General features: G+C 64.4%; 18 protein-coding genes. 12 read left to right on the top strand and 6 right to left on the bottom strand.

What is annotated here, in order from left to right; translation table 11 throughout:
- Window positions 1–228: 228 nt before the first annotated feature.
- Entirely contained in the window at window positions 229–699 is a 471-nt protein-coding gene (locus JQ591_RS13765; protein WP_211396552.1) for a hypothetical protein, read from the top strand.
- 189 nt (window positions 700–888) lie between these two features.
- Window positions 889–1,461 (top strand): cytochrome b, encoded by a 573-nt coding sequence (locus JQ591_RS13760; RefSeq protein WP_211396551.1) that lies wholly within the window; start codon window positions 889–891, stop codon window positions 1,459–1,461.
- 109 nt (window positions 1,462–1,570) lie between these two features.
- On the opposite strand, the gene JQ591_RS13755 is transcribed toward JQ591_RS13760, so the two are convergent.
- On the bottom strand, window positions 1,571–2,524 hold the full coding sequence (locus JQ591_RS13755) for an alpha/beta hydrolase (protein WP_249136952.1): 954 nt from the start codon (window positions 2,522–2,524) through the stop codon (window positions 1,571–1,573).
- Window positions 2,525–3,529: 1,005 nt separating this feature from the next.
- On the opposite strand from JQ591_RS13755, the gene JQ591_RS13750 reads away from it, so the two are divergent.
- Window positions 3,530–5,020: an amidohydrolase family protein gene (locus JQ591_RS13750; RefSeq protein WP_249136951.1), complete on the top strand. Its 1,491-nt coding sequence runs from the start codon at window positions 3,530–3,532 to the stop codon at window positions 5,018–5,020.
- A 3-nt stretch (window positions 5,021–5,023) separates the two neighbouring features.
- Entirely contained in the window at window positions 5,024–5,953 is a 930-nt protein-coding gene (locus JQ591_RS13745; RefSeq protein WP_211396549.1) for a CobW family GTP-binding protein, read from the top strand.
- Window positions 5,954–5,963: 10 nt separating this feature from the next.
- Here the strand turns inward: JQ591_RS13745 and JQ591_RS13740 are convergent, their stop codons facing one another.
- Window positions 5,964–6,341, bottom strand: coding sequence for a tautomerase family protein (locus JQ591_RS13740; RefSeq protein ID WP_211396548.1), 378 nt, complete (start codon window positions 6,339–6,341; stop codon window positions 5,964–5,966).
- A 110-nt stretch (window positions 6,342–6,451) separates the two neighbouring features.
- Here JQ591_RS13740 and JQ591_RS13735 point away from each other — a divergent pair, with 110 nt between their 5' ends.
- Window positions 6,452–7,051: a TetR/AcrR family transcriptional regulator gene (locus JQ591_RS13735; protein ID WP_211396547.1), complete on the top strand. Its 600-nt coding sequence runs from the start codon at window positions 6,452–6,454 to the stop codon at window positions 7,049–7,051.
- Between the two features lie 3 nt (window positions 7,052–7,054).
- Here JQ591_RS13735 and JQ591_RS13730 read toward each other — a convergent pair whose 3' ends face one another.
- The gene (locus tag JQ591_RS13730; protein ID WP_211396546.1) at window positions 7,055–7,528 is read right to left on the bottom strand and encodes a hypothetical protein; all 474 of its coding nucleotides are present in this window, start codon (window positions 7,526–7,528) and stop codon (window positions 7,055–7,057) included.
- An 11-nt stretch (window positions 7,529–7,539) separates the two neighbouring features.
- Window positions 7,540–7,908 carry a hypothetical protein gene (locus JQ591_RS13725; RefSeq protein ID WP_249136949.1) on the bottom strand — a complete coding sequence of 123 codons (369 nt, stop codon included), beginning with the start codon at window positions 7,906–7,908 and terminating at the stop codon, window positions 7,540–7,542.
- Between the two features lie 384 nt (window positions 7,909–8,292).
- Here JQ591_RS13725 and JQ591_RS13720 point away from each other — a divergent pair, with 384 nt between their 5' ends.
- From JQ591_RS13720 to JQ591_RS35285, 7 genes are all read left to right on the top strand, one after another.
- Window positions 8,293–9,975 (top strand): methyl-accepting chemotaxis protein, encoded by a 1,683-nt coding sequence (locus JQ591_RS13720; RefSeq protein WP_211396544.1) that lies wholly within the window; start codon window positions 8,293–8,295, stop codon window positions 9,973–9,975.
- An 11-nt stretch (window positions 9,976–9,986) separates the two neighbouring features.
- The gene (locus JQ591_RS13715; protein ID WP_211396543.1) at window positions 9,987–10,670 is read left to right on the top strand and encodes an aspartate/glutamate racemase family protein; all 684 of its coding nucleotides are present in this window, start codon (window positions 9,987–9,989) and stop codon (window positions 10,668–10,670) included.
- 127 nt (window positions 10,671–10,797) lie between these two features.
- Window positions 10,798–14,103 carry an acetyl-CoA carboxylase family protein gene (locus JQ591_RS13710; RefSeq protein WP_211396542.1) on the top strand — a complete coding sequence of 1,102 codons (3,306 nt, stop codon included), beginning with the start codon at window positions 10,798–10,800 and terminating at the stop codon, window positions 14,101–14,103.
- A gap of 109 nt (window positions 14,104–14,212) precedes the next feature.
- Window positions 14,213–16,093: a sigma-54-dependent Fis family transcriptional regulator gene (locus JQ591_RS13705; protein WP_211396541.1), complete on the top strand. Its 1,881-nt coding sequence runs from the start codon at window positions 14,213–14,215 to the stop codon at window positions 16,091–16,093.
- A gap of 276 nt (window positions 16,094–16,369) precedes the next feature.
- Complete coding sequence (locus JQ591_RS13700) at window positions 16,370–16,507, top strand: hypothetical protein (protein ID WP_211396540.1); 138 nt, start codon at window positions 16,370–16,372, stop codon at window positions 16,505–16,507.
- 76 nt (window positions 16,508–16,583) lie between these two features.
- Window positions 16,584–18,476 (top strand): sensor histidine kinase, encoded by a 1,893-nt coding sequence (locus JQ591_RS13695; RefSeq protein WP_211396894.1) that lies wholly within the window; start codon window positions 16,584–16,586, stop codon window positions 18,474–18,476.
- A gap of 384 nt (window positions 18,477–18,860) precedes the next feature.
- Window positions 18,861–19,124 carry a hypothetical protein gene (locus JQ591_RS35285; RefSeq protein ID WP_249136947.1) on the top strand — a complete coding sequence of 88 codons (264 nt, stop codon included), beginning with the start codon at window positions 18,861–18,863 and terminating at the stop codon, window positions 19,122–19,124.
- Between the two features lie 68 nt (window positions 19,125–19,192).
- Here JQ591_RS35285 and JQ591_RS13690 read toward each other — a convergent pair whose 3' ends face one another.
- Both JQ591_RS13690 and JQ591_RS13685 read right to left on the bottom strand, forming a co-directional pair.
- Complete coding sequence (locus JQ591_RS13690) at window positions 19,193–19,747, bottom strand: flavin reductase family protein (RefSeq protein WP_211396539.1); 555 nt, start codon at window positions 19,745–19,747, stop codon at window positions 19,193–19,195.
- Window positions 19,748–19,802: 55 nt separating this feature from the next.
- Window positions 19,803–20,900: an LLM class flavin-dependent oxidoreductase gene (locus JQ591_RS13685; protein ID WP_211396893.1), complete on the bottom strand. Its 1,098-nt coding sequence runs from the start codon at window positions 20,898–20,900 to the stop codon at window positions 19,803–19,805.
- Window positions 20,901–21,018: the final 118 nt, after the last annotated feature.

Raw genomic sequence — 21,018 nt, 5'->3', positions numbered from 1 at the left:
CATGTAGGCCGGCGGCGTCACGAAGTCGCGCGGCCACCCCCGTTCAGATATTCCGTGCACGCTCCCGCGGCTTGATTTCCATCAAACCGTCCTGATCCGTCGTGAGCAGTTGCGACTGGTTCGCGCCTGGTAGCTCCTCAAGCGTTGTCGAGTTGATCTGCGTCAATCACCGTTCGCCGCGGATGCGCGAAAAAGAACGTCGATGCCTTCAGACTCGGGAAGCAAGCCGTGAAGCCGGGTAAATTCGTTTCGACGATTGCAATTGCGCTGATGGGCCTGGCGGGCATGCTTCAGCCTGCATTGCCCCATGGCGGGGTGGCCGAGAATCGCTGGAATCCCGCGCATCTGCAAAATCTGGCGCCTGAAATTCGCGCCAAAGTGCAGAAATGGGAGGCCGCCTGCGGCGAGCCGCTCGCTGCCGCCCGGCAATTTGCGCTGTATCTGACTGTTCCCGGAGCGCGGTTCGTCGCCCTGCATTTCGATGATTTTCGATGCGGCAACAAATCGGTGCATTGCGACGCCACCGGCTGCCTGCACGAAGTGTACGTCGCGACCCATGGACGCTATCGGCGGGTGCTCGCCGTGCACGCCCGCGACATCCGCCTGATCAGCGATCAGGACACTGCCGCGGTCGAAATATCCGGCGTGAGCGGCAAGATCAGATCGCTCCGGTGGAATGGCGGCCGATTTGCCGAGTGATGGAGGTACACAGCTGACGACGCGTTACGTCGCACCTGTCTGATCTGACATAATCTTTGCGGCGCGGTCAGCTGACCCAAGATCGGCATAGACGATCTGCGCGGTCGCCGACGTCAGTTGCTGGCGACTTCTCGATCCAAGTCAACGAATCCTGATCACGTCCAAGCAAACTTCTAAAGAGGGGCCGACATGCAGCTCTCCAATTCAACGAAAGACTACGGCGCGATTCCGCAAGCTTTGCATTGGCTGACGGTCTTCCTCGTTGCTCTCGCTTGGGGGCTTGGAATTTTCGGCGACGTGCTGCCGAAAGGAGGCCCCCGTGATGCCGGCCTCTTTGTTCACATTTCCGCCGGGGTCGCGATCCTCGCTTTTCTGGTGGCGCGTGTGATCTGGCGACTGGTCGATCCGCCTCCGCCGCTGGAAGCGACCGAATTTGGCGCATGGATGGGCAAGTGGCTGGATTCCGCTTCCCGGATCGCGCACTTGGCCCTTTATGCGTTGTTGGTCGCCGTCCCAGTCGTTGGGATCATATTGCAATTTGCGCGTGGTGATGCGCTCTCGCTATTTGGCCTGGCTGAAGTTCCATCGCCATGGCTTAAAGATCGCGCCTTCGCCCACAATGTGAAGGAGGTCCATGAAATTCTTGCTCACGCACTGGTGATCCTCGCAGCCTTCCATGCGGCCGCTGCGCTAATCCATCACTTGGTGTTTCGTGATCGCACGCTGGTTCGCATGCTGCCCCGGAACGTCCGGCCCAGCTGATGGATTGGGACGCCGCCGCCGAACGTCCAATGATCGATGAGTTGCTTCTCGGAGTTGACCTGCCGGCGATGCGCGTGCGCAGTTCGCACGGCTCGGTGCGGGCGTTCTCTTACGCGATCGTGCCGTCGATCGAGCGGCGGATCACCCGCTGTACTTCTGCATTCGACAGAAACAGATCGTGGTTGATGATGCCCCAGCCTTCCGCTGACGCATCGACCACGCGTACGCCGAGCCGCGCGATGACGGCTTTTTCGGCGGCGCCTACCCTGGTCATTCCACCTGCGATCTGTCCCGACAGCGCCAGGGCGCGATCGTTCGTTGCGGCGATCACGGTGATTTTGCCCGCAAGCGGACCGATGCGCTGGATCGCTGACGAGAACACATCCATGTCGATATCAGGCGCGGCAAACACCACCGCGCCGATCTTGCTCGTCACTGTGTCGCCGTATCGCGCATAGAGCTGACGCAGGCTTTCGAGCGACAGCATGGTTCCCATGCTGTGCGCAACGATGTTCACGCGGCCGGTGCCTGGCGCCGACACGAGTGCGGTGAGCACGCGCTCGAACTCGTCGCGGGACCACATCGCACTGTCGCGGTCATAGGCATAGTCGAACAGTCCTGCCTTGGAAGGCCAGGAGAACACCATGGTCCGGCCGCGGAACTTGATCCCATCGGAGAGATGGGCGCCATCCAGCACCGCCGTCTCGAACGTCTGCTTGAAGCCGTGCACGTAGATCAGCACGTCTCCTCCGCCGGCCTGCGCGACGAGATCGCCAACGTCGGCCGACACCGGTTCGACCCGGTCAAGGCGCCAATCGCCAAGTCCAACTGAGGCCAGAGAAAGGCGGCTCTCGTCCGGCGCCACCAGCTTCGCCCGCGCGACTGTCATGGTCGTCGCGCGCTCCGGCCCGAACCAGGGCTTCGTGCGACCGCCGTTCACCGGCTTGCGCGTGGTGGTGACGAGCAATGTGGGGTCAAGGGATAGCGATGACGCGTCGAAACGCGCCCCGGTCGCACCCAAGCCGGCGCATCCGCCGAGCGCGAGGGCGGTCCCTGCCGACATAAATCCGCCGAGGAGAGCGCGGCGCGAAATAGAATGACGAGGGTCGCGTTGCAGATGACGTCGAGCGATCACACGAAACCTTTGGGAACTTTGTCCACCGTAGCGCCCCATCTAACTTCCTGAATGACAATGGGGGCGAGAAGACGGCGGAGCTGCTTCGCGGTGCATTGTATGGCCTTGGGTCCATCACCTCCGCGGGTCCGTCTAGAGTTACGTCGATTGGACCAATCGCCCGTCGGGCAAAACAGCTTCAACTCGACGTCAATCCCCTCCCGCAAAAATATTCCACTTTACCGAAATTCGGATTTGTCGTATGTGTCGGCCATCCCAGCCCACAAAAGGGGCGGTCGTACGTCGTCACGAACGCGGGCTGGGTTGCGGTGGACGCGGGCGGCGTTAAAGGCGGGATTGTTGCGTGCAGGGCGAGATGAACCTCGTGAGCGCGCTACGGACCGCATCGACGGACGGCGCCCAAGCTTTGCGGAGCCTTTGACGGAGCAGGGCCGTGCCCTGCGAAGCCTCTTGGCGAAGCAGGGTCAGCTCGCGTACGGCGAAACCGTGTGGTCCTGGCCGTCGTTGCTACGGTCAAGCCTTTGCGAAGGCGTCATTGCGTCAACCGGCGCGGTGCCGTGTATTTCGCGGAGGTGACGGAGGCAAGAAGGAACTCGTCTCCGGGGAGAGCGCGGCATAGGCCGTCAAACCATCGCGCAGGGAAGGCCTGGTCTCGGCTGCCCTGTGTCTCCCCTGTGCATTGCGTGTGCAATCAGTTCGCATGGGGGTTTTTATGGGTGCCAGCCGGCGCCCGGTCTTCCCTGCGCCCTTTCTTTGGAGAGGGTGTCGACAGAAGCATAGCTCGGGCAAAACTTGCCGCGAGACTGCAAGCGGCTGTCCACAATTTACCAGCGAAATGATCTTCCGTGCGAGCATGATGCGTCGGCTTCGGTGGAGGTGGTCGTACCTCCCGGAATCTGCCTTGATGCGAATTCAGCGCGGAGGAGTTTTGATATGAGCGGTTTGGTGATCTCTGGCGGCCGGGTGGTGGATCCCGCCAGCGGAATGGACGCCATCGGCGACATAGCGGTGGTGGACGGCAAGGTCGCCGCCGTCGGAACGGGGCTCGGAAGCGCGGAGCGGACGATCGACGCCACCGGGCTCGTGGTCGCGCCCGGCTTCATCGACCTTCATGCGCATGGCCAGTCGCTGCCTGCGGATCGCATGCAGGCGTTCGACGGCGTCACGACGACGCTCGATCTCGAAGCCGGCGTGCTGCCCGTCGGGTCCTGGTATGAGCGCCAGGCGCGGAAGGGGCGCGTGCTGAACTACGGCGCCGCCACCAACTGGGCTTTCGCGCGCATTGGCGCGATGACCGGCTCCAATGCGGAGAGCTCGCTGGAGGCGTTCGGCAATGCCATGCGCGATCGCCGCTGGATGGACAACGTGGCGAGCGATTCGGAGGTCGCCGGCATTCTCGATCGCCTTTCGCGCGGCCTGAACGAGGGCGGCATCGGCATCGGCATCTTGAACGCCTATGCGCCGGGCGCCGGCGTGCAGGAGCTGACCGCGGTCTGCCAGCTCGCGGCCGCGCAGGACGTGCCGACCTTCACCCATGTCGCCTACATGTCGCGCGTCGACCCCGAGAGCGCGGCGGAAGCCTATATCCGCCTGATCGGCTATGCCGGCGCCACCGGTGCGCACATGCACATCTGCCATTTCAACTCGTCGAGCAAGACCGACGTCGAGCGCTGCCGCGTGCTGATCGCGAAGGCGCAGGCGCAGGGCCTGCCCATCACGGTCGAGGCCTATCCCTACGGCACCGGCTCGACCGTGCTGGCGGCTGCCTTCTTCAGCGACCCCGAATTCGTCGAGCGCAACGGCACCGGCTACGATTCCGTGCAGCGGGTGACCGATGGCCATCGCTTCAGCGATCGCGAGGAGCTCTTGAAGGCGCAGGCCGAAGAACCGTCGTCGCTGGTGCTGTGGCACATCCTCGACACCGAGAACAATGCGCATCATCGCGACCTGCTCGACATGTCGGTGCTCTATCCCGGCGGCGCGATCGCCTCCGACGCGATGCCGTGGACGACGTCGGACGGCAAGACCTACACCGGCGACGCCTGGCCGCTGCCGGATGACGCCACCTCGCATCCGCGCTCGGCGGGCTGCTTCACGAAATTCATCCGCGAATGGGTGCGCGAGCGCAAGACCGTGTCGCTGCTCGAAGGCGTGCGCAAATGCGCGCTGATCCCGGCGGAGATCCTGTCGCAGAGCACACCCGCGATGCGCGCCAAGGGCCGGCTCACGAAGGACGCCGATGCGGACATCGTCGTGTTCGACTACGAGAAGCTCAGCGATCGCGCGACCTTCACGGCGATGAACCGCCCCTCCGAAGGCGTGCGGCATCTCATCGTCAGCGGCCAACCGTTGATCAGCGACGGCGTGCTGGATGTGGCGGCGCGGCCCGGCCGTCCCGTGCGCCGCCCCGTCGTCGGGGGCTGATCCATGCCGGTCCCCATTCTCCTGGTGACGGGCTTTCTGGGGGCCGGCAAGACCACTGTCGTGAACCATCTGCTGGCGCATGCGGAGGGGCGGCGGATCGCCGCAATCGTCAACGATTTCGGCGCGATCAACATCGATGCCGAGCTGATCGCGGGCGCGAGCGACGGCGTGGTCAGCCTCGCCAATGGCTGCATCTGCTGCTCGCTCGAAGGCGACCTCCTGCGCACGCTCTCGACGCTGCTGCGGCGTGATCCGAAGCCGGAGTACATCGTCATCGAGACCAGCGGCGTCGCCGATCCCGCCGACATCGTCCGTAACCTGATGGACCCCGTGATCCTGCGCGAGGCGCCGCTTGAGACCGTGCTCTGCGTGATCGACGCGGCGACATCGCCGGCCGCCCTTGAGGACGCGCTGCACCGTTCGCAGCTGCGCGTCGCCGACATCGTGGCGTTGAGCAAGCTGGATCTGGCGGACGAGGGCGCGGGCGCGCGGATGCGGCAGGCCATCCGCGCGCAGCGCGTCCCGGCCGCGGTGGTCGATGCGCAGCACGGCGAGATTCCGTCCGCGCTGCTGTTCCCCGCGACCGCCGATCGCGCCCCCGCGCTACGCGAGCCCGGACCGAAACGTCCGGCGGAGCAACGCTTCGAAACGCTGAGCTGGACGTCGGACCAGCCGATCTCGCTGCCGCGCCTGCAGCAGGCGATCGGTCGGCTGGCGCCAAAGCTGGCGCGGGCAAAAGGCCTGTTCGAGACCGTCGAGCAGCCCGGGCGCCAGATGGTGTTTCAATTCGCCGCCGGCCGCGCCACGCTCGCCCCCGGCGAAGCGCCGACGCCGGGCGTGCCGCGCGCACGCATCGTCTTCATCGCCGAGCTCGGGGTGCTCTCGAAGGCGGAGCTCGATGGGATCATGGAGACGTGCGTTGCGGATCGGTGAAGCTGCCGCCTCACGCAAATTGCGCGATGCCGTGGCCGACGGACCAGTTTTCCGCGGGCGCATCGAGCACGTTGATGAACACGTCCTCGGGGCGGATGCCCGGGTTTTCGCCGAGCAGGTCGGCGATCCGCCGGTACAGGGCCTGCTTCTGCTCAGGGGTGCGCGAGGCGAACACGGTGATCTGGATCAGCACGGCGTCGTCGCTGCGGTTGACGCCGTAGGCATTGCCGCAGCGGAAGTTCGCAGGCAAGAGCTCGCTGATGGTCATGAACTCGTCGCCTTCAGGGACGTTCAGTGCCTCGCGCATGGCGCGGTAAAGGCCGTCGAGGATTGCCTGCCGGTAGGCCTCCGGCTTTCCGGCGCGCATCGAGATGTGAAGGAAAGGCATCGCGAATTCCCCGTTGACGAAAGGAGGCGTCGGCCCCAATTTGTTTTTGACACAGCGTCTAGAAAACATGTTTTTGACACCGTGTCAAATATTCCCGACAGGAGCAGAGCTTGAGGCCGCGCGAGTTCAACCATGACGACGTTCTGCGCATCGCGTTCGACCAGTTCTGGCGCAAGGGCGTGCGCGGCACCTCGCTGTCGGACATCGCGCGCGACGCCGGTGTCCAGCGCGGCAGCCTCTACAACGCCTTCGGCAGCAAGGAGGCGCTGTTCCTCCAGGCTTATGAGCGCTACGCCGGCGACTATCTCGTCGCCCTGCAAAAGGCGCTCGGTGCCGGCTCATTGCGCAAGCGCCTCACCGCCTTCTTCGACCTCACCATCACGAATTTCCGCTCCGGCTCGCCGCCGCGGGGATGCCCGACCACGCGCGGATTGATGGAGCTCGGCGCGGCCGAAGGCGAGGGGCTGGATGAGGAGGCGCGCCAGGCCTTCGCGAACCTCGTCTCGCGCATCACCGCTCTGGTTCGGGATACATTGTCGGCGGGCGCCGCGCGCGGCGAATTCAGCGGCAATTCAGCGGCCGCGGCGCTGCACATCGTCACGGTGACGCGCGGCCTCGCGGTGCTCGAACGCGCCTTCGGCGACGAGCCGCAGCTGCGCAAGATCGCCGCCCACACCATCGATCTCGTGCTCGACAAGAAGGACCGCTAGCCGTCAGCAGAACGCGAGCGCGTTGACTGCCCTCGTTGTCGCAATCCCGTTCTCGTTGCCCACGAACTGGCTGACGGCAGACAAGAGCTCACCCGGCCGATTGCCGCGCGCCACCGCCAGCAGTCGCATCAATTCTGCCTCGTCCTTCGACAGGCGCCGGCATGAGGGCGGCATGAAGCACAATTGGCATGGCCGGCCGCTGCGCAGGATTCTGACGAGCGCGGCAACGCGTGCGACCAGCAGCGGGCTGTCGGCGATATCAGGTGCCTCGTCGGCAAAGCGATAGGCCGCCTCCCAGCAATCGGACGCGCCGGTGGCATAGGCCGCGCCGATGAACCGGAACAGCGAGAGCGTGACGCGGCAGAAATCATCGTAGCTTTCGACGCAGGGCCGCGTCGCAAGCGCGGCCTGGAGCGGACACAGCCGCGCCTGGCCGGCTTCGGTGACGGGCACAGAGCCACAGCTATCCTGCATCATGAACGATCTCGTCAGTGCAACGTCGGGCTTCCGACCAGCCAGGTCTTCATCGCCGTCGTCCGGTCATGGTCGAAAGACGGGACGTGTCGGTCGGGCAGGATGAGACCGGCCATGCGAAAGATCGTCGCAAGCCCCCGCACGGGTGCAAGAGCCCAATCGGCGCCGACCGGCGGCAGCCAGCATTCGAACTGCTCGCGCGCGATATCGTCGCGCTCCTTCTGTGCGGCGGCGATAGCCCGCAACATGCCGTGCTCGCTGTCGGACATGCGCGGGCAGGTCGGGCAATGTACGGCGATGGCCGTATGCGCCGTGCACGCAAAGATCTCGACGATGGATTCCAGCGAAGGCACGGCGTCGCCGACGCGAAAGTGGTCGTACACTTGCTGGATGTCAGCCGCGGTCGGAACGGCGCCTCCGCTGCGTGCCTTGGCCCGAAATCCCCAAATGAAGAGCCGCTCCGCTGCGCTCAGCGCGGGAGGGTCGAGGGACCCTGTCGATGTCGATTGATGCATTGAGCCTCTGGCCTCTGGCTGCGCCCACGCCACTTCCGGCGTTGCTGATCTGCGCTGATCGTTCCGCCAGGGCCTCCTGCAAGTCAACGCTCGCAGGGGCGATATCGAGGTCTTCTAGTTTTGAAGAACTTGCATCTCGGACACGGCCCACGCGGTTTTGGGGGGGATTTGGGGGAACCCGAATGCTTAAAGCTTTGCTAAGGGGCGCGGGATAAACTGGCATATCAGCCCTTCCAAATCTTGCGAGCACCGATGTTTTTCTCCCGCATCAGTTTCAAGCTGGTCCTGATTGTCGGCATCAGCCTCCTCGGCATGATCGCACTGGTGCCGATCGCGCTCTCGACCCTGCGCGCGCAGATGATCGCGGATCGCCAGACCAAGACGCAGCACATGGTCGACGTCGGCTACGGCATCCTGGCGCACTACCAGAATCTCGAGAGCGAAGGAAAGCTGCCCCGCGAGCAGGCGCAGGCCGCCGCGACGGCAGAGATCAAGAGCCTTCGCTACGACAAGGTCGAGTATTTCTGGCTCAACGACATGGCCGCGAAGATGATCATGCATCCGATCAAGCCCGAGCTTGACGGCAAGGATCTCTCCGAGATGAAGGACCCCACCGGCAACCGGCTGTTCTCGGGCTTTGTTGACGTCGTCAACAAGCAGGGTGCGGGCTTCTACAGCTACCTCTGGCCGAAGCCCGGCTTCGACCAGCCGGTCGGGAAAATCTCCTATGTGAAGGGCTTTGCGCCCTGGGGCTGGATCATCGGCACCGGTATCTATCTCGACGACGTCGACGCCGTCTTCCGCCAGAATGCGATGACCTTCGCCCTGGTGTGCCTCGTCGTGCTCGCGCTCGTGCTCGGCGTCTCCTTCGTGATCGGCCGCAGCGTGACCCGGCCGCTGGCGAAGATCACCGCGCTGACCGAGCGCCTCGCCGCCGGCGACAGTGCGTTCGATGTGCCCCATACCGACCGTCGCGACGAGATCGGTGGGCTCGCCAAGGCGCTCGCCGTGTTCAAGGACAATGCGTCGGCGGTCGGCCGGATGCACGCCGAACAGCAGGAGACGAAGCAGAAGGCCGACGAGGAGAAGCGCAAGACGATGACCGACCTCGCCGGCAAGTTCGAGGCGAACGTTCAGGCCGTCGTCCGCGACGTCTTCAACGAGGCGCGCGCGATGCAGCAGGCCGCGCAGGGCATGTCCGAGACCGCCAACAAGGCGACCGACCGTGCGAGCCTCGTCGCCACCGCCTGCCAGCAGGCTTCGAGCAACGTGCAGACGGTGGCCTCCGCTGCCGGGCAGCTGTCGTCCTCGATCACCGAGATCAGCCAGCGCGTCGCGCAGGCTGCAACCGTGGCCGACAAGGCCGCCGCCGACGGTCAGCGCACCAACGACACCGTGCAGGGGCTGGCTGCGGCTGCGCACAAGATCGGCGAGGTCATCGACCTCATCAACCAGATCGCCTCGCAGACCAATCTGCTCGCGCTCAACGCCACTATCGAGGCGGCGCGCGCCGGCGAGGCCGGCAAGGGCTTTGCCGTGGTGGCAAGCGAAGTGAAGTCGCTGGCGAGCCAGACCGCGAAGGCGACCGACGAGATCGGCGCGCAGATCTCGGCGATCCAGGCCGAGACCAACCAGGTTGTCGGCAACATCGAGAGCATTCGCGCCACCATCATGGAGGTCAACGAGATCTCCTCGTCGATCGCAGCCGCCGTCGAGGAGCAGGGTGCCGCGACCGCGGCGATCGCCCACAGCGTACGGGAGGCCGCCTCCGGCACCGACCAGGTTTCGCAGAACATCTCGGGCGTCACCGACGCGACGGCGGAGACCGGCCAGGCCGCCGGCCTCGTGCTGCAATCGAGCGGCCGGCTGTCACAGAAGCTGCAATCGCTGGAAGACGAGGTCAGCGCCTTCGTTGCGGGGGTGCGGGCGGCCTAGTATAGCAGGGGATGATCCAGAATTCCGATCGGCGCGCGCGCATCCTTCTGATCAATCCGAACAGTTCTGTGGCGACCACAGCGATGATGGTCGCCATCGCGAGGTCGACCGCCGTGGACGGCTTCGACATCGACGGCGCGACCGCAACGCGCGCGCCACACATGATCGTGACGCCGGATGCGCTGGATGCAGCCTCGGCCGAAGTTCTGGAGATCGCGCAGTCGGATCGGCATGCATGCGACGGCGTCATCGTCGCGGCGTTCGGCGATCCTGGATTGGCCGGGATCAAGGCCGCGATAAGACTGCCCGCGGTCGGCATCGGTGAGTCCTCGATGCTGGCAGCCGCCGAGAACGGCCGCCGCTTCGGCGTCGCAACCACGACGCCGCTACTGAAAGCGAAGATCGACGCATTGCCGGACGCGTTGGGATTGCGCTCGCGCTACACCGGCACGCGCTTCGCCGATGGCGATCCGCAGGAGCTGATGCGCGATCCGGCACGATTGCGCGCAGCGCTCGCCGGCGCCGTCGAGGCCTGCATCGCGCAGGATGGCGCGGAGGCGGTCATCATCGGTGGCGGGCCGCTGGGCGAAGCCGCGCGCGAGCTTCAGCCGATGTTCACCGTGCCGGTCATCGCGCCGATCCCCTCTGCCGTGGCGCGGATTATTCGCCTCATCACGGCGCGCGCGGCCGACTGATATTCCGGCCCGCGGGAACGGTCGTCGCGACCGGTGTCCTTGCCCTTGACGGCCTCGATTAAAGTGACGAAGCAGAACCATCGGGCCTGCCGACCCGCGCTTGGGCACGCGGGCATGGAGACGCTGCATGTCGTTCAAGAAGCTCCTGATCGCCAATCGCGGCGAGATCGCCATCCGCATCGCGCGCGCGGCAGCCGACGCCGGCCTCGCGACGGTCGCGATCTATCCCGCGGACGATGCGCTGTCGCTGCATGTGCGTGTTGCCGATGAGGCGGCGGAAATCCCCGGCCGCGGCGCGCGGGCCTATCTCGACATCGAGGCTGTGGTGAAGGCGGCGATGGCGTCCGGCTGCGACGCCGTGCATCCCGGCTACGGCTTCCTGAGCGAGAACGCCGCTTTCGCCAAGGCCTGCGCCGACGCAGGCATCGCCTTCGTCGGGCCGAAGGCCGCGGCACTCGAACTGTTCGGCGACAAGGTTGCGGCACGGCAACTGGCGAAGCGCTGCGGCGTGCCGATCATCGCCGGCACCAGCGGGCCGTCCTCGCTGGAGGACATCGCGGCGTTCTTTACCTCGCTCGGCAGCAACGCGGCGATTGTGATCAAGGCGATGGCGGGCGGCGGGGGGCGCGGCATGCGCGTGGTCGAGGGCGCTGCCGATCTCGCGGAGGCCTACGCGCGCTGCCAGTCCGAGGCCAAGGCCGCGTTCGGCTTCGACGGCGTCTATGCCGAGCGGCTGATCCGGCAGGCGCGCCATATCGAGGTGCAGATCATCGGCGACCGCCGCGGCGCGATCTCCCACCTCTGGGAGCGCGAATGCACCATTCAGCGCCGGCACCAGAAGCTGATCGAGGTGGCGCCGAGCCCGTCGCTCAGCGACGGCTTGCGTGGCCGTATCATCGAGGCGGCGAAGCAACTCGCTGTGGCCGCGTCTTACGACAATCTCGGCACGTTCGAGTTCCTGGTTGACGGCGCTGCCGAAGACAGTTTTGCCTTCATCGAGGCCAACCCGCGGCTCCAGGTCGAGCACACCGTGACGGAAGAAGTGCTCGGCCTCGATCTCGTCCGCGCCCAGCTCGCGGTCGCTGCCGGCGCCTCGCTTGCCTCGCTCGGCCTGGCGCAAGGCTCGATCCCGAAACCGCGCGGCTATGCCATGCAGCTCCGCGTCAACATGGAGACGCTGGACGAGCTAGGCGCGACGCACCCGACCGGCGGCGTGCTTACCGTGTTCGAGCCGCCGTCGGGCCCCGGCGTCCGCGTCGATAGTTTCGGCTATGCCGGCTACAAGACCAGCGCCGCCTTCGACTCGCTCCTGGCAAAGGTCATCGTGCATACGCCGGGTGAAGCCTGGCATGACGTCGTCGCCAAGGCCTCGCGCGCCTTGCGCGAGTTTCGGATCGACGGCGTCATCACCAACATCGCCTTCCTCCAGGCCGTGCTGGCGCATCCCGATTTCAGGGCCAACCGCATCGCGACAGACTTCATCGATCGCAACATCGGCAAGCTCGTCGAAGCCGCGGATGGCGCGGCTAAACCTCTCTATTTTGCGGCGACGGAGCGAAGCGGCGGCCCCGGCACCGAGGCGCATGCTGCACAGATCGTGCCCGAAGGCACGGTGATGGTCGCGGCGCCCCTGCAAGGTACCATCGTCACTATTCAGGTGAAGGAAGGCGAGGTCGTGCGCCCGGGCCAGCAACTCGCCGTGATCGAATCCATGAAAATGGAGCATCTCGTCATGGCCGAGCAGGGCGGCCGCGTCATGAAGCTCGTCGCCGGCGACGGTGTCACGCTGATGCATGGCGAGCCGATCATGTATCTGGAGCCGCTCGAGGTTGCGGCTGATGCGTCGGCAACGGAAACCGATATCGATCTCGACCATATCCGTCCCGATCTCGCCGAACTGATCGCGCGCCAGGCCAACACGCTCGACGCAAATCGCCCTGCCTCGGTCGAGCGCCGCCGCAACACCAATCAGCGCACCGCGCGCGAGAATGTCGCGCAGCTCGTCGACGACGGCTCGTTCATGGAGTACGGCAGCCTTGCGATCGCGGCGCAGCGGCGCCGGCGCAAGCTCGACGATCTCGTCAAGAACACGCCGGCCGACGGCCTCGTCATGGGCGTCGCGACCGTCAACGCCGAGAAATTCGGCCCCGAGGGTGGGCGCTGCATCGTCGTGGCCTACGACTACACCGTGCTGGCGGGCACGCAGGGCCACATGAACCACAAGAAGATCGACCGCATGCTGACGCTCGCGGAAGACTGGCGCGTGCCGCTGGTGTTTTATGCCGAGGGCGGCGGCGGCCGGCCCGGCGATACCGACCGGCTCGGCATGACCGGGCTCGATGGTCCGTCCTTCGTGCAGTTCGCAAGACTCTCGGGTCTCGTGCCGGTTATCGGCGTAGTCTCCGGCTATTGCTTCGCCGGCAATGCCGCGATGCTCGGATGCTGCGATGTCATCATCGCCACCAGGAACGCCTCGATCGGCATGGGCGGCCCCGCCATGATCGAGGGCGGCGGGCTCGGCGTCTATCACCCGGCCGAGGTCGGTCCTGTTACGTTCCAGTCGCCGAACGGCGTCATCGACATCCTCGTCGAGGACGAAGAGGAGGCGACGCGCGTTGCGCAAAAATACCTGTCCTATTTCCAGGGCGCCGTGACGGACTGGCAGGCCGCCGACCAGCGCCTGCTGCGCCGCGCGATCCCCGAGAACCGCCTGCGCGTCTACGACATCCGCAGCGTGATCGACCTCGTCGCAGACAAGGAGTCCGTGCTGGAGCTGCGCCGCGACTACGGTGTCGGAATGATCACCGCGTTGATCCGCATCGAGGGCAGGCCGTTCGGCCTGATCGCCAACAATCCGCGCCATCTCGGTGGCGCGATCGACGCCGATGCCGGCGACAAGGCCGCGCGCTTTCTCCAGCTCTGCGACGCCTTCGATCTGCCGATCGTCTCGCTGTGCGACACGCCCGGCTTCATGGTTGGCCCCGAAGCCGAGAAGACGGCGATCGTGCGCCACGTCTCGCGCATGTTCGTGACTGGGGCGAGCCTCACAGTGCCGCTGTTCGGCATCGTGCTGCGCAAGGGCTATGGGCTCGGGGCGCAGTCGATGATCGGCGGCGGCTTCCACGCCTCATTCTTCACCGCGGCCTGGCCCACCGGCGAGTTCGGCGGCATGGGCCTGGAGGGTTACGTCCGCCTCGGCTTTCGCAAGGAAATGGAGGCCATCGCCGACCCCGTCGAGCGCGAGACCTATTACCGCAACAAGGTCGCCGAGCTCTACGCCAACGGCAAGGCGGTCTCGATCGCCTCCGTATTCGAGATCGACAACGTCATCGACCCCTCTGAGACGCGGCGGTGGATCATGGCAGGCCTGCGGTCGGTGCCGAAGCCGCCGGCGCGGACTGCGAAAAAGCGGCCGTGCATCGATACGTGGTGAGGGCGGTGCAGCAATTCTGATTGCGCTTCGCCGCGTTCCCGGTTCCCGATTGACATCCCCGCCCGCGGTGCCAGACTTTGCACAATAATACAGGGTGGAGACGTCCGCGATGGCCAGCCTTTCGGCCTCGAACCATGTCGCCCGTGTCTTGTCCGTCGCCAATCAGGTTACAGACCGCTTGGCCGACGTCGATGCCTCTTCGCGCATTGCCAATTCCTGGCGGCGCTGCCTGGTCAGTCACAAGCTCGATCCCGCCCGTCAGGGGCCGCCGCAGACGCTCACCGAAGCCGAGATCCGGCACGTCGCCGAACCGATGGAAGAGACGATCCGGCTCGCAACACCGGAGCTCGACGATCTCGCCCGTGTGCTGCGCGATGCCGGCTATTGCGTCAATCTGGCTGACGTGAACGCAACCATGCTGTTCAGCCGCCTGCCCGGCGAAGCCGACGCAAGACTGTTTATGGACTGGAAGATCTACACCGGCTCGAATTTTTCCGAGGCCTTTGAAGGCACCAATGGGCTCGGCACCGCGCTTGCCGAGCAGAAGCCGATCCTGGTGCATCGCGACGAGCATTTTCGCGCGCAGTGGCACATGTTTTCCTGCGCCGTGACGCCGCTGTTCGACCAGGCCGGACGGCTCGCAGGCGCCGTGAACATCACCTCCTGCCGCGAGGACCTCGAACGCACCGCGCATCAGCTTGCGCTCGCGGTGACGATGGAGGCGACGCGGCGCATGGAGGGTGCAATCTTCCGCGGTCATTTCCGCAACGCCTGGATCGCGACCGTGCCGGGCGATGGCGGCAGCGGCCTGCTCGCCTATGACGACGATCGCCGTATCGTCGGCGCTTGCCGTTCGGCGCGCGCGCTGCTGGGTCTCACCGACGGCTTGATCGCATCTGGCATCGATCTGTCGCGCTACATCAAGTTCGACCATCCCGCCGCGCGCGACGCAGACGGCATCGTCGAGCTGCGTCGGGGCGATGGCAGTTCGTTGGGGCATGGCCATGTCACGCCGCCGCTGCGGGCGAGGGCATCGACCCGTCCGCTCGCGCCGCGCCGCGACGCACCCGTCGATCGCTTTGATGCGCTGCAGCGCCTCGCTGGCCGCGACCCCGGCCTGATCAAGAGCGTGAAGCGACTTAAGAGCATCGGCGATCACAATCTGCCGGTGCTGCTGCATGGCGAGACCGGCGTCGGCAAGGATGTGTTCGCTCGTGCCATTCACGCAGCCGGCAATCGCGCGCGCCACAACTATGTCGCGCTGAACTGCGCGGCGATGCCGGAAAGCCTGATCGATGCCGAGCTGTTCGGTTACGAGGCCGGCGCCTTCACCGGCGCGCGCCGCGACGGCTCGAAGGGCCTGATCGTGCAGGCCGACGGCGGGACGCTGTTCCTCGACGAGATCGGCGACATGCCGATCGCGCTGCAGACGCGGCTGCTGCGCGTGCTGGAGAACCGCGAAGTCTGGCCGCTCGGCGCGCTGAAGCCCGTGCCGGTCGACATTCGCCTGATCAGCGCCACCCATCGCGATCTCAGCCGCATGGCCGAGGAGGGCGCCTTTCGCACCGATCTTTATTTCCGTCTGCGCGGCATGGAGGTGCGGCTGCCGGCCTTGCGCGAGCGCGCCGACCGCGACGACGTCATACGCCGGATCGCGAACGAGGAAGCGCCGAACTGCCGGTTCTCGGTCGAGGCCTGGGCGCAGCTCGCGGCCTATCCCTATCCCGGCAACATGCGCCAGCTCCGGCATGTGCTGCGGCTCGCCGGCTGCACGGCGGAGGACGGCGTCATCACCGATGCCGACCTCGATCTGCCGCCGTTTGGTGGAAGGGCGGCGGAGCCGGATCTGGCAGCGGCCGAACGCGCCACGATCGTGGAGGCGCTACGCAAGCATGGCGGTCGTGTGACTGACGCGGCGCGCGCGCTGAGACTCAGCCGGGCCACGCTCTACCGCAAGATCAAGCAGTTGAAGATCGAGACGGCGCAGTAGGGTGTCGGTGGGAGTTCGCTCGCGCAGCGAACTCCACCTTCGAGGCGCGCGATCATCCGCGCCGCAGGCGATTCGGTGGATGGCGGCAGAGCCGAAGGGGTGAGCAACGGAACTAGCGTTCCTTCTGTCACACGAAGGAAGTGCTGATCGGCTCGCGGGCCAGCAGCAGCAGCCTGCGACCAGCGACATGCACAGGTGGCGGAATGAGTCAGCTTCAGCGGAGAGGGCGGCGGACCAACGACTGGGGTCGGCAGGGAGATAGTATGATCTGAATCAATGCTGATGCTCGGCTACCGCCAAAAATGGCCCATGTCATTCAATCCAAAGCGGGCTTTCAACATTCAAGTTACCGGAATTGCCGCTCTTGCCGTCAGCGTGGCCGCGCTCGCCTATTTGTTGTACTTCGTTTGGTGAAGGCCCTGTCAGGACACCGCACAAGAAACTCTTTCGGTTATTTGGTTTTGGCATAAGTTACTTGCCTGGGCAACGCATGTGCTTCCGGCCGATACAGTTTCGACTTTGTTGCAGCCGGCCTTTGCTGGCTGCGTTGACATTGGCATTTCTGCTTGCGGCGCTCACCGGCAGTCAAGCGGCTGATCCCGAGGTCAAACGCATTCTGATGCTGCAATCGTTCGGCCTTCGCTTCAAGCCATGGACCGATTTCGCAGAATATTTTCGGTCCGAAATGAGCAAACAATCGAAGGGCCCGTTAGACTTTCAAGACCACTCGCTTTTGACGGCTCGGCTGGATGATGACAAAGCCCTCGCGCCGTTTGTCGAATATCTGCACGCATTGTACGGGGCAAAGCCTCCCGACCTCGTTGTGGCCCTTGGTGCGCCAGCCGCCGAGTTCGTGCAGAGGTATCGCCCTCAGCTTTTTCCCAAAACACCAATGATGTTTACTTCCGTCGAGGCGCGCCGGGTCCAATACGACAAGCTGACCGAGTACGACACCGTGGCCGCTGCGGCTCATGATTTTCCGGCGGCCATCGAAACTATCCTGAAAGTTTTGCCCGATACGAAAGTGATCGCGGTGGTCAATGGGGCTTCTCCCAATGAAGCGTTTTGGCAACGGGTGTTCGAGCGAGAACTCGCACCATTCGCAGGGCGTGTTGAACTGCGATGGTACAATAGGCTTTCATTTGAAGACATCCTGAGAGACGCGGCACATCTTCCGCCTCACAGCGCTATCTTCTGGCATCTAATGAGCGTTGATGCGGCCGGTGTTACGCACGAGGGCACTACGTCCTTACACAGGCTCTCCGCTGCCGCCAGCGCCCCAATCTTTTCTTATCTTGATGGATTTTTCGATGGCTCGATCGTCGGCGGCTCCATGCATTCTGTCGAGAAGGGAATGGCCGTCGCAGCCACAGCCGCAATTCGCATTTTGAACGGTGAAAAGGCCGGCGACGTGAGGGTTGCGCCCAGCCAATTCGAGCTGCCAAGGTTCGACTGGCGACAAATGCAGCGCTTTGGGATCAGCGACAGCCACCTGCCGCCGGGCAGCGCGGTCTACTTCCGCGAACCATCCGTGTGGGAGCGATATTCGTGGCAAATCACATTCATTTTCGCAGTGCTTTTGATGCAAGCGGGGCTCATTTTGGTGCTCCTCCGCGAGCATCGGCGGCGGCAATTTGCTGAAGTGCAGTCACGACAGCGCATGGCGGAACTTGCCCATGTCAATCGTTTCTCGACCGCAGGGGAGCTGACCGCTTCGATTGCGCATGAAATTAACCAGCCGCTTGGCGCTATTCTCACCAATACCGAAACCGCGCGGGCGATTTTGAAGTCTCCAAAACCAGACATCAACGAACTGAACGAAATCTTGGGTGATATTCTTAAGGATGATCAGCGCGCCACCGAAGTTATCCGTCGGTTGCGAAGTCTACTGAAAAGGGCGCCGTTCGAACTGAAGAAATTCGACCTCAATGAAATCGTCCAAGAGACGATTGGCTTTCTATCGGCGCTAACCGTGGGTCGGAAATTCGGAATGGTCGACGTGATCACGCCGGATGCGCTACCGATTGTCGGAGACCGCGTCCAACTTCAGCAAGTCATTCTGAACCTCGTCATGAACGGGATCGAGGCCATGAAGGATGCGCCGAGCGAGAATCGCATCATCAGCATCCGGACTTCGCGCATCGATAAATTTTCCGAGCTATCCGTGTCGGATCGTGGACCCGGTATTCCGGAAGACAGGTTGAAACAGGTATTCGAGCCGTTCTACACCAGCAAGGCGGAAGGCATGGGCATGGGACTTTCCATCGTGCGTACCATTATCGAGGCGCACAATGGGGTCGTGTGGGCCGAAAACCGCGATCACGGCGGTGCGTCGTTCCGAATCAGGATTCCTCTATCCGGCGATGGTGCCGGGCCGACGTAGCCGCGTGTGGCTGTCCGCCCCTGCCGCTTGACGGGCAAAGATAAGAGGAAGCAACGACAACGATAAAATCTCGGGTCTATGCAACGTCGAAACCGTGAGCAGCCAATTTTAGCCGGCGCCCCTCTTGGCGAGGCGCGTTACTCTCGAAGTAAGCCGGACGGGCTCAGCGCGCAGCCCGAGCTCTATTACCAGCCGCGGTCCACTGCAGCAGCACCGAAACGTGTGCGCCGCAGTCGTGTCATGGAGCCTTCCCCGTGGCGCTAGGCAGACACTCGGTTGATCTATGTCAACATCAGCGATCCTTTAGCGCACACGCTGCGCGCTGCCGCATCTGACACGGCGCCCGTGCATCTGCTCCGCAGGCACGAATAAGGGAGGTCCGCCATGCGTCCAGTCAAGCGTGTTTCGATCAAGTCAGTGACTGTTTCCGGGATTGCTGCGAGCGCCCTGCTAGGCCTTGCAGGTCTCGCTCTCAGTCCGGCCCCGGCCAATGCGGTCGTATACTGCCAATACGTTGAGTATCCGGTGGGTTGCGTGGCCCGGGCAGGCGTCGTGCTCAGGCCCCGTCCGGTGGCGCGCGCTGCAGTCCGTCATAACGCTGGTGGCAATGCAAATGGTGGCGTCAATCGCGTTGGGGCGCGGCGGTAAATCGACTTGATTGCGGGTTGCCAGGAGAGGTCCCACACCGAGGGACGAGCAGTGCGCTCGCCGACTCTCTACGAAAAGTCACTCCAGCTCAGATGACGCGAGTCGAGATCGCCGACTGTGACGGTGCCGCGGATTTCGTGAGGGACGTGGAAGCTGCTGCGCAGATATACGAGCGGCGCCGCCCCGTCGGAGTGCGATGCGCCGCGCACCTCGCCGACAAAGATCGAATGCGTCGTCGTCTCGAATTCCTGTGCCAGCACGCAGTCGAACGCGGCGACCGCATCCGTCAGCACCGGCGCGCCGGTCACCCCGCGCGTCCACTCCCCGAACGCAAAACGGTCGTCGCCATTGACGCCCTTCTGGCCACTGAAAGTGAGCGCCAGGAGCGCGTGGTCCTCGTGCAGGAAGTTGATCGCGAAGGCGCCTTCCTCGCGGATGCGCGCATGGGCGCTGGCGTTGCGGTTGACGCAGACGATCAGGGAGGGCGGTGAGTCCGACAGTGAGCAGGCCGAGGTCACCGTCAAGCCCGTGCGCTTGCCGTGCTCGGCGCCGACCGTCACCAGAGCGACGGCGCCGGCGCACTGGCGCATCGCCTGCTTGAAATCCTTTGCGTCCACGCTCACGCGATGGTCTCCAGAAAGAACAGGTGCGGCACGATCGCGCCGCACCCGCGTCGGGTCAAGCCGCCTTCTGCGCGGAGCCGAGATGCTTCAGGCGCGGCATCACCTCGTTCCTCAGCAGCGACAGCGAGTGATGCCAGGCTTCAGCCTTGTGCTTGTAGTCGAAGCCGAACACCAGCAGCACGCCGAAGCCGCCGACCTCCTCGTAGATCTTCTCGATTTTCTCGGCGACGGTCGCGGGCGAGCCGACGATCCAGTTCCGTTTGGCGCAATATTCGACGGTGACGTCGCTATCGGGCACGTCGGGCGCGTGCTTCAGATAGTCCTTGAAGCCGAAATGGCCGAGCAGCGGCAGGAAGTACTCGCCCATCATCCGGCCCATCATGTCGCCGGTCGAGAGCCTCCACGCTTTCTCGTCGGTATCGGCGACGAACACCTCGCGCACCAGTCGCCAATCCGCGCGGTTCGGCTTGCGTCCGGTCTTGGCGGCACCTGCGACGACCGAATCCCAATGGCTGCCGACATAGGCCGGGTTGAGGTTGAGGCTCATCGGGATGAAGCCGCGCTCGCCGGCGAGCTTCAGTGTGTCCGAGTTCTTCGAGAGCCCGGCGACGCCGATCGGCGGATGCGGTGTCTGCAACGGCTTGATGTGGGGCTTGAGGAAGTCGAACATCGTGTCCGGCTTGGTCACCGTCCAGAATTTGCCCTTGTAGGTCCAGGGCGCGGGATCGCTCCACATCTTCAGAATGATCTCCAGCGCCTCGCGCGTCATGTCGCGGTTCTGTCCGCTCATGCCGTCGACGTTGAACATGGCCCAGTCGCTCGGCAGGCCGCTAGCCGCGACGCCGAAATTGAGCCGACCCTCGGAAAGATGATCGAGCATGGCGACGCGGTTGGCGAGCTCGGCCGGGTGGTGATAGGGCAGCAGGAAGCCGCCCGGCCCGATGCGAATATTCTTGGTCTGCATCAGCGCCTGTGCGATCAGCAGATCCGGCGTGGGATTGGGTTCCCAGGGCGCGGTGTGGTGCTCGCCGACCCAGGCTTCCTGATAGCCAAGCTCGTCGAGCCAGCGCATGACCTGCAGGTCCCAGTCGTTCCCTTCCTTCAGGCCGCACTCCGGCGGGTGCGAAGGCATCGTGAAATAGCCGATCTCCATGGGTTTCCTCATCTGATGTTGACGCGTCTTGTTGCGCGGTTCACGGACGTGAGCGGGAACGCTTTAGCAAGCTGTGTGCCACCGCTTCGCAAGCGGTGTGCCAGCGCGAGCGGCACCT

Origin of the sequence: Bradyrhizobium canariense (assembly GCF_018130465.1) — a bacterium.
GTDB lineage: Bacteria > Pseudomonadota > Alphaproteobacteria > Rhizobiales > Xanthobacteraceae > Bradyrhizobium > Bradyrhizobium canariense_C.
This window is presented reverse-complemented; position numbering and strand designations above follow the sequence as displayed.

Excerpts from the sequence above, each read along its gene's own strand:
- JQ591_RS13710 (WP_211396542.1), top strand. The coding sequence starts at position 10,798 with ATGTCGTTCAAGAAGCTCCTGATCGCCAATCGCGGCGAGATCGCCATC.
- JQ591_RS13740 (WP_211396548.1), bottom strand. The coding sequence starts at position 6,341 with ATGCCTTTCCTTCACATCTCGATGCGCGCCGGAAAGCCGGAGGCCTAC.
- JQ591_RS13715 (WP_211396543.1), top strand. The coding sequence starts at position 9,987 with ATGATCCAGAATTCCGATCGGCGCGCGCGCATCCTTCTGATCAATCCG.
- JQ591_RS13720 (WP_211396544.1), top strand. The coding sequence starts at position 8,293 with ATGTTTTTCTCCCGCATCAGTTTCAAGCTGGTCCTGATTGTCGGCATC.
- JQ591_RS35285 (WP_249136947.1), top strand. The coding sequence starts at position 18,861 with ATGCGTCCAGTCAAGCGTGTTTCGATCAAGTCAGTGACTGTTTCCGGG.
- JQ591_RS13750 (WP_249136951.1), top strand. The coding sequence starts at position 3,530 with ATGAGCGGTTTGGTGATCTCTGGCGGCCGGGTGGTGGATCCCGCCAGC.
- JQ591_RS13685 (WP_211396893.1), bottom strand. The coding sequence starts at position 20,900 with ATGGAGATCGGCTATTTCACGATGCCTTCGCACCCGCCGGAGTGCGGC.
- JQ591_RS13705 (WP_211396541.1), top strand. The coding sequence starts at position 14,213 with ATGGCCAGCCTTTCGGCCTCGAACCATGTCGCCCGTGTCTTGTCCGTC.
- JQ591_RS13755 (WP_249136952.1), bottom strand. The coding sequence starts at position 2,524 with ATGTCGGCAGGGACCGCCCTCGCGCTCGGCGGATGCGCCGGCTTGGGT.
- JQ591_RS13700 (WP_211396540.1), top strand. The coding sequence starts at position 16,370 with ATGCTGATGCTCGGCTACCGCCAAAAATGGCCCATGTCATTCAATCCA.
- JQ591_RS13760 (WP_211396551.1), top strand. The coding sequence starts at position 889 with ATGCAGCTCTCCAATTCAACGAAAGACTACGGCGCGATTCCGCAAGCT.
- JQ591_RS13730 (WP_211396546.1), bottom strand. The coding sequence starts at position 7,528 with ATGATGCAGGATAGCTGTGGCTCTGTGCCCGTCACCGAAGCCGGCCAG.
- JQ591_RS13695 (WP_211396894.1), top strand. The coding sequence starts at position 16,584 with ATGTGCTTCCGGCCGATACAGTTTCGACTTTGTTGCAGCCGGCCTTTG.
- JQ591_RS13745 (WP_211396549.1), top strand. The coding sequence starts at position 5,024 with ATGCCGGTCCCCATTCTCCTGGTGACGGGCTTTCTGGGGGCCGGCAAG.